General features: G+C 62.8%; 12 protein-coding genes and 1 pseudogene. 7 read left to right on the top strand and 6 right to left on the bottom strand.

Annotated features, from left to right (window positions below):
• Window positions 1–92 precede the first annotated feature (92 nt).
• A complete protein-coding gene (locus QZY03_RS31990) occupies window positions 93–458 on the top strand; it encodes a type II toxin-antitoxin system RelE/ParE family toxin (RefSeq protein WP_363170020.1) in 366 nt (121 codons plus the stop codon).
• A 171-nt stretch (window positions 459–629) separates the two neighbouring features.
• On the opposite strand, the gene QZY03_RS05060 is transcribed toward QZY03_RS31990, so the two are convergent.
• A complete protein-coding gene (locus tag QZY03_RS05060) occupies window positions 630–794 on the bottom strand; it encodes a family 1 glycosylhydrolase (RefSeq protein ID WP_363170018.1) in 165 nt (54 codons plus the stop codon).
• 105 nt (window positions 795–899) lie between these two features.
• Between QZY03_RS05060 and QZY03_RS05055 the strand changes: the two genes are divergently transcribed.
• The gene (locus QZY03_RS05055) at window positions 900–1,472 is read left to right on the top strand and encodes a serine protease (protein WP_295578701.1); all 573 of its coding nucleotides are present in this window, start codon (window positions 900–902) and stop codon (window positions 1,470–1,472) included.
• A gap of 50 nt (window positions 1,473–1,522) precedes the next feature.
• On the opposite strand, the gene QZY03_RS05050 is transcribed toward QZY03_RS05055, so the two are convergent.
• The 4 genes from QZY03_RS05050 to sufB all read right to left on the bottom strand — a co-directional run bounded on the left by QZY03_RS05050 (window position 1,523) and on the right by sufB (window position 5,566).
• A complete protein-coding gene (locus tag QZY03_RS05050; protein ID WP_295578700.1) occupies window positions 1,523–1,924 on the bottom strand; it encodes an SUF system Fe-S cluster assembly protein in 402 nt (133 codons plus the stop codon).
• 52 nt (window positions 1,925–1,976) lie between these two features.
• On the bottom strand, window positions 1,977–3,299 hold the full coding sequence (gene sufD / locus QZY03_RS05045) for a Fe-S cluster assembly protein SufD (RefSeq protein ID WP_295578699.1): 1,323 nt from the start codon (window positions 3,297–3,299) through the stop codon (window positions 1,977–1,979).
• Complete coding sequence (sufC, locus tag QZY03_RS05040; protein ID WP_295578698.1) at window positions 3,296–4,048, bottom strand: Fe-S cluster assembly ATPase SufC; 753 nt, start codon at window positions 4,046–4,048, stop codon at window positions 3,296–3,298. Before sufC ends, sufD begins: the two co-directional genes overlap by 4 nt.
• Before the next feature lie 75 nt (window positions 4,049–4,123).
• Window positions 4,124–5,566 (bottom strand): Fe-S cluster assembly protein SufB, encoded by a 1,443-nt coding sequence (sufB, locus tag QZY03_RS05035; RefSeq protein WP_295578697.1) that lies wholly within the window; start codon window positions 5,564–5,566, stop codon window positions 4,124–4,126.
• A 505-nt stretch (window positions 5,567–6,071) separates the two neighbouring features.
• Here sufB and QZY03_RS05030 point away from each other — a divergent pair.
• Complete coding sequence (locus QZY03_RS05030; protein ID WP_295578695.1) at window positions 6,072–7,439, top strand: hypothetical protein; 1,368 nt, start codon at window positions 6,072–6,074, stop codon at window positions 7,437–7,439.
• 30 nt (window positions 7,440–7,469) lie between these two features.
• Window positions 7,470–7,625, top strand: a complete 156-nt coding sequence (locus QZY03_RS05025; RefSeq protein WP_295578694.1) for a hypothetical protein — start codon at window positions 7,470–7,472, stop codon at window positions 7,623–7,625.
• A 160-nt stretch (window positions 7,626–7,785) separates the two neighbouring features.
• Here the strand turns inward: QZY03_RS05025 and QZY03_RS31985 are convergent, their stop codons facing one another.
• Entirely contained in the window at window positions 7,786–8,004 is a 219-nt protein-coding gene (locus tag QZY03_RS31985) for a hypothetical protein (RefSeq protein WP_363170022.1), read from the bottom strand.
• Between QZY03_RS31985 and QZY03_RS05020 the strand changes: the two are divergent.
• The 3 genes and pseudogenes from QZY03_RS05020 to QZY03_RS05010 form a co-directional block, all read left to right on the top strand.
• Window positions 7,909–8,832: pseudogene (locus QZY03_RS05020) on the top strand (Fe(3+) ABC transporter substrate-binding protein); the annotation flags it as partial. The gene QZY03_RS31985 and the pseudogene QZY03_RS05020 overlap by 96 nt on opposite strands.
• Window positions 8,833–8,845: 13 nt before the next feature.
• On the top strand, window positions 8,846–10,492 hold the full coding sequence (locus tag QZY03_RS05015) for an iron ABC transporter permease (protein WP_295578692.1): 1,647 nt from the start codon (window positions 8,846–8,848) through the stop codon (window positions 10,490–10,492).
• The gene (locus QZY03_RS05010; RefSeq protein WP_295578690.1) at window positions 10,476–11,642 is read left to right on the top strand and encodes an ABC transporter ATP-binding protein; all 1,167 of its coding nucleotides are present in this window, start codon (window positions 10,476–10,478) and stop codon (window positions 11,640–11,642) included. The genes QZY03_RS05015 and QZY03_RS05010 overlap by 17 nt, the downstream gene beginning before the upstream one ends.
• Window positions 11,643–11,676 lie beyond the last annotated feature (34 nt).

Genomic DNA, 11,676 nt, shown 5'->3' with positions numbered 1-11,676 from the left:
ATGAAGTATATTAACCAAGAAATCATAGCATTTCTGTTCGTCCATTAACTCGATGACGGAAAAAATGAGCATATCAGTCCAAAAAGATAATTATGTGCTGTGCGGTATTTCATTATCGTCTATTATTCCAAATTAATAAAGCCTCACACACTTGGCCTCATGAGCCAAGTTCTTTACTCCACGACGCGGCCGAGACCGAACTCGACCAAGCGGTCGCCTATTACGAGTCGTGCCGACAGGGCCTTGGCATCGAACTGGCCGACGAAGTTTACCGATCCGTATCCTTGGCGATGGCCTTTCCCGAGGCCGGTAGCCCCTGTTCGATGAACACGCGCCGCCTGCTCGTGAGGCGGTTTCCATTTGGGGTTATCTATCGGGTCAAAGGCCAGATAGTACAGGTCGTTGCAGTCTCCGACCTGAGACGGCGGCCAGGGTATTGGTGTGACCGTTTGATGTAAGCAAAAGGCGCGAGCGCTGGTTTCCAGCGTGCGGGCAGCCCTTTTAAAGTGCTGGGCAAAAGAGGGCAGGCTCAATTGGTTTTTGAGCATCCCCTTGACTGCTGTACGACCAAATCCTTCGGCTTTTGGTACAACTGGAAGCGTTCAGCACATCCGCGAATAGGCGCGCCCTTACGCATCGCGTTGCGCCTGGATGAATGCGCGGTAGAACGCTGCGCTGGCCTTGATGGTCCGCTGCTGAGTGGCGAAATCGATGTGGACGAGCCCGAAGCGTTTGGCATAGCCGAGTGACCACTCGAAGTTGTCGAGCAGTGACCAGGCGAAGTAGCCGCGCAAGGGGCAGCGGGGTCAGAAGGGGCAGCGGGGTCAGGTCTTGCAATCCAGCATCCGGGAGAAGCTGAGGAAATGCGTGATTGCAAGACCTGACCCCTCCCCACAATTTTGACCCCTCCCCACAATTTCTCATGGGATGGTGATGGGAACGGCCAGGAGTATCAGTGTAACGCGGTGCTGGCGACGAGCCGGGAACTCGACTTCGCGCTCCTGCGGATCGCCCCGCTCGCGGGCGCCGGGCCGGTGCGCCCGGCGCGGCTCGTCGCATCGGGGTCGTCGACAACAAATCGCGACAACCTGCGCCTGATTCACCATATGGCCTGTTTGCCAAAGCAACTGAGTGATCGCTGCACGGTGCTGCGGACGCCCGCGCCGGGATGGATCGCGGAGAGCGGCGATGTCCGTCTCTACCATGACTGCGGGTCGAATCCCGGCAGTTCCGGTGCTCCCTTGTTCGATCGGGAGGGCGCCGTCGCGGCACTTCATCATCAGGGTCGCGACCTGGATCAGCAGACCTGCAAGCCGATCGACAACGTCAACAAGGCGATCCGCATCCAAGCGATCCTGAAGTCGCTGTGCGCCGCGAACCCGGCGCTGGGTGCCCGCCTCGACCCCACTGAATGCCGGTTGTCATTCCCTCCCGCCGAACCGGAACACAACCGCGTGAATCAACAGCCCTGACTTGGAAGACGGAGTCCAGGCCCGGCGTGATGTCGCACCAAGCGCACGCGTCACAGCATCCCCAGCTGTAGCTTGGCCTCGTCGCTCATGTTGGACTGGTTCCAGGGCGGATCCCAGACCAGTTCAACCTCGACCGCGCCGACGCCCTCCACGGAGGCCACCGCATCCTTGACCATCAGCGGCATCATTCCGGCGACCGGGCAGGCCGGAGCGGTGAGCGTCATGTCGATGTTCACGTCACCGCGATCACTGATCGCGATCTTATAGATGAGTCCCAGGTCATAGATGTTGACCGGGATCTCGGGATCATGCACCTCGCGCAGCGCGGCGATGATCGGCTCGCGTAACTCTTCCGCGTCCATCCGCTCAACGGCCACATCCTCATGGTGGCGGGTGTCATCCGGCACAGCGGCATGCCGGCCGAATCCCGCAAAGCGAGCCAAACGATTCATTGGAGACCTCTCTACGACTTGCATGACGACCTCGAACCAGGCATCGGAAGCGCTAATCGATCGGCGCCAGCTCCAACCGGCTGCCCACCTGTTCCGCGACCTGATCGCGCAGGGCGTCCGGGGTCAGGCAATCCAGGATTTCACCGGCGAAGCCCAGACACAGCATACGCCGGGCCAGCGGCGCGCTGAGGCCGCGCGAACGCAGATAGAACAACTGTTCCGGCTCGATCTGCCCGACCGTCGTCCCGTGACTGCACTTCACATCGTCGGCATTGATCTCCAATTGGGGTTTGGTATCGACTTCCGCCCCTTCCGACAGCAACAGATTGCGGTTGGACATGGCCGCGTCGGTCCGCTGGGCGTCTTTGGCAACATAGACCCGACCGTCGAAGACCGCCCGGCCCTTGCCGTAAAGAATCCCCTTGAAATTTTCCCGGCTGCTGCATTGCGGCAGGCGATGATCCACATCCAGGTGAAAATCCATCAATTGGCGGTCACCGGCCAGATAGAGCCCCTGGAGATCGCACTCGGCATGTTCGCCGGCGAAACGCACATTCAGATCGGTTCTCGCCCAGGCGGCACCCAGACCGACAGTGACACACTGATAGCGGCTGCCGGCTCCCAGACTGAGATAAAGCCCGGCGATATGGAAGGCGTTGGCGCTTTCGGTCTGAATGCGCTGGTGCTTGAGCACCGCATCCCGTCCCAGGGACAACTCCAGAACCGAATTGGTGCAATACAGCGCTTCGCCGAGACTGACATAACGCTCGATCAGGCTGGCCTGGGCGCCGGCCTCCAGCACGACGATATGACGCGGCTGGGCGACGCGGGGCTCATCCATGCCAACCGACAGATGAATCAGCTCAATCGGTCGTTCCAATTGGGCGCCGCGCTCCAGCAGAACCACTACGCCGTCATCCAGACCGGCCGTATTGAGCGCGGCGAACAAGGGCTGGGACTCGCCGACGACACCATTGAGCCGGTCCTTGAGGGCATCCGGGTCGGATTTCAGAATCTGGGCCAGCCCGCCCACCCGTACTCCGGCGGGCAGGTGCTGCAGATCGGAGAGTCCAGGTATGAAGCGGCCGTTCACCAGCACCACCCGATAGGCATCAAGACCCGGAACCAACAGAGGTTCAAGATCCCGCGGTTGCAGCGGGGTCGTCGCCTCGGCGGTCGGGGTGAAGCCCTGCTCCAGGAGCCGGGTCAGGCTGGTATAGCGCCACGCCTCGTGCTTGGTGGTCGGAATGCCCTGGTCACGGACCTGGGCACGGGCCTTGGCGCGGCGGCTGTCGAACCACGCGAGCCCAGTGGCGGCCGCAGGTCCGTCGTCCGGGAGCCAAGGCGCGAAGCCGTTGCCGGGTGTCGCTTTCATGCCGCCTCCTCGGCGCCAAGCCAGCCGTAGCCCTTGTCTTCAAGCTCCAAAGCCAACTCCTTGCCGCCCGAGCGGATGATCTGGCCCTTCGCCAGCACATGCACATAGTCGGGCTGGATGTAATCGAGGAGCCGCTGATAATGGGTGACCAGAATCACCGAGCGCTCCGGGCTGCGCAGTGCATTGACGCCGTCGGCAACGATACGCAGGGCGTCGATATCCAGACCCGAGTCGGTCTCATCGAGAATGGCGAGTTTGGGTTCCAGAATGGCCATCTGGAAGATTTCGTTGCGCTTCTTCTCGCCGCCCGAAAAGCCGAAGTTGACCGGCCGTTTGAGCAATGAGTCATCCAGGTGCAATACCTTCAGCTTTTCCTTCATCAAGCGCAGGAACGATACCGCGTCCAGTTCCGGCTCACCGCGCGCCTTGCGAATGGCATTGAGCGCGGCCTTCAGAAAATAGGTATTGTTGACTCCCGGCAGTTCCACCGGGTATTGGAAGGCGAGGAAAAGCCCGAGGTGCGCACGCGCTTCGGGCTCCAGGTCCAATAGATCCTGTCCCTCGAAGGTGACACTGCCGCCGGTGACCGTATAGCCTTCCCGACCGGACAGCACATGAGCCAGGGTACTCTTACCCGAGCCGTTGGGACCCATGATGGCATGGACTTCGCCGCGGCCAATCTCCAGATCGAGACCCTTGAGGATCTCCTTGTCACCGACATTCGCCTTCAAACCCTTGACAGACAGCATCTCAACTCTCCGAAACTGAACGCGGCCAGCGCGATGCCGCAATAACCTGGTTTTCGTACAATGCCTGAATGCGCATCAGCCCACCGCGCCCTCCAGACTGATCGACAGCAGCTTCTGCGCTTCCACCGCGAACTCCATCGGCAACTGGTTGAACACCTGTTTGCAGAACCCGTTGACGATCATGGAAACTGAATCCTCCGTGGTGAGTCCGCGCGAACGGCAATAGAACAACTGGTCGTCGCTGATCTTCGAGGTGGTAGCCTCGTGTTCCATCTGTGCCGACGGGTTCTTGACTTCGATATAGGGGAAGGTATTGGCCGCGCACCGATCGCCGATCAGCAGCGAGTCGCATTGGGTATGGTTGCGCGCCCCCTGCGCCTTGGCGGCGATGCGCACCAGCCCGCGATAGGTCTGCTGCCCCTCCCCCGCCGAGATGCCCTTGGAAACGATAGTCGAGCGGGTGTTGCGGCCCAAGTGAATCATCTTGGTGCCGGTATCGGCCTGCTGGCGGCCCTTGGTGACGGCGACCGAATAGAACTCACCGACCGAGTCGTCTCCGCGCAAGAGACAACTGGGATACTTCCAGGTGATGGCCGAACCGGTCTCCACCTGCGTCCAGGAGATCTTGGATCGGGCACCCCGGCAGTCGCCGCGCTTGGTGACGAAGTTGTAGATGCCGCCGCGGCCCTGGGCGTCACCCGGATACCAATTCTGGACTGTCGAATATTTGATCTCGGCGTCGTCCATGGCGATCAGCTCCACCACCGCGGCATGGAGCTGATTCTCGTCGCGCATGGGGGCGGTGCAGCCTTCCAGATAGCTCACGTGACTACCGGCTTCGGCGACGATGAGCGTCCGCTCGAACTGACCGGTGTTGCGGGCGTTGATGCGGAAGTAGGTGCTCAGTTCCATCGGACAACGCACCCCCTTGGGGACATACACGAAGGTTCCGTCGCTGAACACCGCGGCATTCAGGGCAGCGTAGAAGTTGTCGGTATGCGGGACGACGGACCCGAGATGCTGCTTGATCAGGTCCGGATAGTCGTGCACCGCCTCGGAGATGGCGCAGAAGATGACGCCCGCCTCGGCCAGCTTGGTGCGGAAGGTGGTCGCCACCGACACGCTGTCGAACACGGCGTCTACGGCGATACCGGACAGCGCCATCTGTTCCTCGATCGGGATGCCGAGCTTGTTGTAGGTCTCGCGCAGCGCCGGATCGATCTCGTCCAGACTCTTGGGGCCGTCTTGCGACTTGGGAGCCGAAAAGTAGGAAATCGCCTGATAGTCGATTTCCGGGTAATGGACGTGCGCCCACCTGGGGGTCGCCAGGGTCTGCCAGTGGCGAAACGCCCTGAGCCGGTACTCCAGCAAGAACTCCGGCTCACCCTTGCGGGCGGAGATGGCGCGCACCACCCCCTCGTCCAGACCGGGCAGAAAGGTATCGGACTCGATCTCCGTGATGAATCCGTGCTCGTACTCTGACTCAACGATGGCTTCGACGGCTGTGCTTGCGGACATCGCACCTGGCTCCGTAACGACTGAGCGCCCATTTCTGAGCTGTTTACTAGGTTTTTAATATACGCCTCTCCGGGCGCGTTTCAACACCTTTGCGCTTGGTGAAACCGGAAATTTTGACGCGCGGAGCAAAATTTGTGGGGTGCCGGACGCCCGGACGGCGGTGTTCGTGCTGCCCGGCCTGATTGCAAGGTCGGCGGTCCACTCTGCGGCTTTGGGTCATCCCCGATCACTCGCGTTCTGGACTGCCGCCGGTCCGCACAGCCGATCGAGTGTGAAGCTGATCGCAGAATCGACAGCGCGACGGTGCCCGGCCTGGACAGATGGCCGGGGTTGAGCTAGGCTACAAATCGTGTCCTCCCGCAGCTTAATCGGCTGTCGCCCCGCAATCCCCATCAAAAGGTAAGCCGTCATGACACTTCGCCTCCCGCTCCTCGCCCTTGTGGCCGGTCTGGTGTCTGTCTTATGTGCTCAACCAGCCGCAGCGTCGCGTTACGGCATGATACACATGACCGACGCGCAGGAGCAGGAACTCGCCGATTGGTTCGATGGCCTGGAACCCTACGAGGCTCCGCCCGCCTACACGCCAATCAAAGGATCGGTCTCGGTGCTCCATCATCTGCACTACACGCCGGAGTTGCGCGACCAGACGCCAACCGGCACCTGCTGGGCCTGGGCCAGCACGGCGATGATGTCGATGTATTTCGACAAGCAGTTCGGCGGTCATCCCATGCTGCAGGATGGGTTGTCCGTTCAATTTCTGGCATCGAACGCCTGGATGGTCGGCTCGAATCTCAACTCGGGTGGGCACGTCGGCAAGACCAAAGCCTTCTACGATATGATCGGGTATGCCATTCCTTATACCAATACCGGCGCGGCCTGGGACACGGAGTTCGCTGTCGGTGAGGTCCGCCCATCGGCGATTGCCTCAGGAACCCCGTGGAGCGCATCCGGCAATAGGTCATTTCCCATTGCGAGCATCAAGAACTCGCTGGTAGACACGTGGGGCGTCCCCCAGGAGAACGCGATCAAAAACCTGAAAAGCGTCCTTGATGCCGGCCATCCGGTTGGCCTGCTTTTCTTCCTGCCGACAACCGCCGACTGGGATCGATTCGACGCGTTCTGGGAGAAGGAGCCTGCCGAAACGATCATCAGTATGGACTATGCGAAGGGCCATACCTGGGACAAAGGGGGCTGCGGGCACTGGACAGTACTCGTAGGATACAACGACGAAGACGCAGATCCTGCCAAGCACTACTGGATCGTACTGAACACCCACGGGACAGTGGATAACCGGCGGCCGGATGTGACTTTCCGTCTGGCGATGAATATCGACTACAGTGCACAGTTCGAGGGGAATCCTGACTCGATCCCGTTTATCTATGGTTGGGTGATCATGGATACGACTTTCGCCCCACGGAACAGCCCGATTCCGGCCAAGGGCTTGGGCAGCATCTCGCTGACCGTGAATAACTGGCTACCCGCCGCCGTTACCAGCGTGCTCGTCAGCGGCGCGAGCTACTCCGACCTGCCTGCTGCGATCAGCGCCGGACGGCTGACGCTGAATTTTCTCGAGATCCCCTGCAACTCCGAAACCGGAACCTGGACTACGACCCGATCGGCATTCCGCTTCGTCTCGAAGAGCGGTTACCAACCGGCTGTTATTGTCTCGATCAATCGGCTCACCAAGAAATGGTCAGCTTTAGTACGCGGGCCTGGCCTGGACCGCAAGATCAGCTCGTCCGACGGACTCGTCGCCAAGTTCGAGTACATGGATCTTGATGCACCCGGTGAGCCCTTCGTCCTACTCAGTCAGCGCGGCGTCGTTTACGATCAGGTGAAGACTTGGGCGAGTGCGTTGGTCAAGGGGCGATAGACGGTGCGGGCCTTGGTCACGGCTCCGGGCATGCAACATCGGGTGGACAAGCGCAACGCGGTCCGCGCCGGGCCGCTCAACCTCAGTGGCAGTTTTATCAACGCGTCCGCCAAGGGCGTCAACTGTTCAGACGCAGACGCGATCGAGCAAGGCATCACCCGCCGATCCAGCCCCTATTCCACCTGAAATTTCGGGGACATCACCGCCGCCGTCACTCCGGCAGGATACCGGCATCCAGTGCCAACGGTTGGTCTCCGCAACGTCAGACTTGATAATAATAACAGTTCTCATTAATATCCGATACCGGTGTGCGCTCACCGTCGCGTGACGCCCCTTGGCCTGAAACCTATTCCCGTTCAAGGAGTGCAACCCTGTGAATGCTATCTTCCGTACCTTTGCCGTTGCCGCGGCTTTGATGCTGGGCCTGCCCGCCGTCGCCGCCGATGAAGTCAACGTCTACTCGTCGCGCAAAGAGGAGCTGATCAAACCGCTGCTGGATCGCTTCACCGCCCAGACCGGGATTGCGGTCAATCTGGTCACCGGCAAGGAGGATGCGCTGCTCCAGCGGCTCAAGAGCGAAGGAGCCAACTCACCCGCCGACCTGCTGGTGACCACGGATGCGGGCAACCTGTACCGCGCCAAGGCGGCCGGGGTGACCCAGCCCCTGGTCTCGGACACCCTGAGCACGGCGGTCCCGGCCGTCTTCCGCGACCCGGAGAGCCATTGGGTGGGACTCACGATGCGCGCCCGTCCTATCATGTACGTCAAGGGCAAGGTCGACCCGGCGACCCTCTCCACCTATGAAGCGTTGGCCGGCGCCGATTTCAAGGGACGCATCTGTATCCGCTCCTCCGACAACATCTATAACCAATCGCTGGTCGCCTCGCTGATCGCCGCGAACGGGGAGGCGGCGACCGAAACCTGGGCCGCGGCGCTGGTCGCCAATCTGGCACGTCCGCCCAAGGGCGGGGATCGGGATCAGATCAAGGCCGCGGCCGCCGGTGAGTGCGACATCGCCGTCGCCAATACCTATTATCTGGCCGGGATGCTGACCGGCAAGGACCCGGCCGACCGGACTGCCGCCGAATCCATGGCGGTCTTCTGGCCCAATCAGGACGGGCGCGGTACCCATGTGAACGTCAGCGGGGCGGCGCTGACCGCCGCGGCCAAGCATAAGGACGCGGCGGTTCAACTGGTGGAGTTCCTGGCGAGCCCCGAGTCCCAGCAGTGGTATGCGCAGGAAAACGGCGAGTACCCGGTGCGTGATGGCGTGGCCGTCAGCGCCACTCTGAGCGCCTGGGGTCCGTTCAAAGCCGATTCACTGAACCTGGCGCGGCTGGGCGAACTCAATGCCCCGGCGGTCAAGTTGATGGACCGTGCGGGCTGGAAATAGCCGAAGACACCGTTTGAATACCAACTCCGCCTCGCGGCTCTGGTCCGTCGGCATCGTCAGCGTCGCCCTGGTGCTGGCGCTGCCGGTGCTGGTGATCGCCGGCTTTGTGTTCGTCCCCGCGGGCGACACCTGGCGCCATCTGGCGGCCACGGTCCTGCCGGACTATGTGACGAACTCGCTGCTGTTGATGCTGGGGGTCACGGTCGGCACCCTGATCGGCGGGGTCGGGACCGCCTGGCTCACCAGCATGTGCCAGTTCCCCGGCCGCGGGCTCTTCGAGTGGGCCTTGCTGCTGCCGATGGCGATGCCGGCCTACATCATCGCCTACACCTATACGGGGATGCTGGACTTCGCCGGACCGGTGCAGACCAGCCTGCGGGGCCTCACCGGCTGGGGCTATGGGGATTATTGGTTCCCCGAGGTGCGCTCCTTGGGCGGGGCGGCGCTGATGCTGTCGCTGGTCCTCTATCCCTATGTGTATCTGCTCACGCGGGCGGCCTTTCTGAGTCAGTCGCTGTGCGTGCTCGATGTCAGCCGCACCCTGGGCAATGGTCCCTGGCAGACCTTCTGGCGCGTCGCCCTGCCGCTGGCCCGGCCGGCGATTGCGGCCGGCCTGTCACTGGCTCTGATGGAGACCCTGGCGGATTACGGCACCGTGCAGTATTTTGGTGTTCAGACCTTCACCACCGGAATCTTTCGCACCTGGTACGGACTGGGCGACCCGGCCGGGGCGGCCCAACTCTCGGCCCTGCTGCTGAGCTTCGTGCTGGTGCTGATCGCCCTGGAGCAAAGCTCCCGCCGTCATTCACGCTATCACCAAACAAGTCAGCGTCACCAGTCGATCCGCCGCCACCGACTGCGCGGGTGGCGGGCGGCGGCTGCCATCGCCTTCTCGGCCCTGCCCCTGCTGTTCGGCTTTCTGATCCCCGCGGGACAACTCGCGGCCTGGGCGGCGACCATCGCCCACACCGTCTATGACACGCGGTTCCTGAGTCTGGTCCTCCACAGCCTGGGATTGGCGGCGGTGGCCGCATTGGCCGCACTGGTCTTCGCCGTGCTGCTCGCCTATGGCAAACGGCTGCATCCGTCGCCGCCGGTGCGCACGGCCGTGCGGCTCGCGGGGCTGGGATACGCCGTTCCCGGCACCGTGATCGCCATCGGCGTGATCATCCCCTTCGCCTGGCTCGACAACACCCTGGATGCCTGGCTGCGTGCCACCTTCCAGGTCTCTACCGGGCTGCTGCTGAGCGGCACCCTGGCCGCGCTGCTGTTCGCCTATCTGGTGCGGTTCCTGGCGGTGGCGCTGCAGACAGTCGAGGCCGGGCTCGGCAAGATCCGGCCCTCCATGGACGAGGCCGCCCGCTCCATGGCCCTGCGCCCCGGCCAGGTGCTGCGGCGCGTCCATCTGCCGATGCTCAAGGGCAGCCTGATCACCGCCCTGCTGCTGGTGTTCGTTGATGTGCTCAAGGAACTGCCGGCGACCCTGATCCTGCGGCCGTTCAATTTCAACACGCTGGCGGTGCGCGCCTTTGAGCTTGCCAGCGACGAGCGGCTGGCCGATTCGGCCCCGGCCGCGCTGACCATCGTCCTGGCCGGATTGATTCCGGTCATCCTTCTGAGCCGTTCCATCACCCGGTCCCGCGATGCCCATTCAACTTGAAGTCCGCGACGTGACCGTCGCCTATGGCGGGCGCGAGATTGTGCGCGCGGTGTCATTCGAACTGGAGGCCGGCGCCATCGGCTGCCTGCTCGGCCCCAGCGGCTGCGGCAAGACCACGGTGCTGCGGGCTATCGCCGGTTTCGAGCCGGTGACCCGCGGCGCGATCCTGATCCGCGGGCGGGAGGTCTCGGGGCCGAACCGCACCCTGGCGCCGGAGTCGCGCCGCATCGGCATGGTGTTCCAGGACTTCGCCCTGTTCCCGCACCTCACGGTGGCGCGCAACGTCGGCTTCGGCCTGCGCGCCCTGCCCCGGCGGGCGCGCGCCGAGCGGGTCGATGAACTGTTGGAATTGGTCGGCATGCAACAGGCCGCCCGTCAGTACCCACATCAGCTCTCGGGGGGGATGCAGCAGCGGGTGGCCCTGGCCCGCGCCATGGCCCCGCGTCCGGACATCCTGCTGCTGGACGAGCCTTTCTCGAGCATGGACGCGGACCTGCGCGAGCAACTGGCGCGCGAGGTGGGTGAGGTGCTGCGGCGTGACGGGGTCACCGCGGTCCTGGTCACCCACGACCAGTTCGAAGCCTTCGCCATGGCCGATCAGATCGGCGTTCTCGGTCAAGGCCAAATCCATCAATGGGGGACCGGCTTTGACCTCTACCACGAGCCGACGAATCGTTTCGTCGCGGACTTCATCGGTCAAGGGGTCATCCTCCCCGGTGAGGTCGTCGATGCGCTGCGGGTGCGGACCGAACTTGGACGCGTGGCGGGGTCACGCACCCACGGGCTGCAAGCCGGCGATGCGGCCGAAGTCCTGATCCGCCCCGATGACCTGATCTACGACGAGTCCAGCCCGCGCCGCGCCACCGTCGTCGCCCGCGCCTTCCGCGGTGCCGAGTATCTCTACACGCTGCGCCTGGAGAGCGGGATCCAGTGTCTGTGTCTGGTCCCCAGTCACCACCAGCACGCCATCGGCGACGACATCGGTATCCGTCTGGAGGCCACGCACTTGGTGGTCTTTCCACGCGGCGCCGCGAACGACCCGGTGCCAGCAGTTCCAAATTTGGGTGGCCGCCGCCAACAGCGTGTCGGCAGCGAGGCCGATGGTGGATGCGCTGCGCTTATCCACCCTACGAAACCGGCTCCGTTGTAGGGTGGATAAGGCGCGCCGCTCGGTCTCGGGGACT

Source organism: uncultured Lamprocystis sp. (assembly GCF_903933125.1).
Lineage (GTDB): Bacteria > Pseudomonadota > Gammaproteobacteria > Chromatiales > Chromatiaceae > Thiodictyon.
Note: the sequence above shows the minus strand (reverse complement) of the source record. Positions and strands in the feature narration are given on the sequence as shown.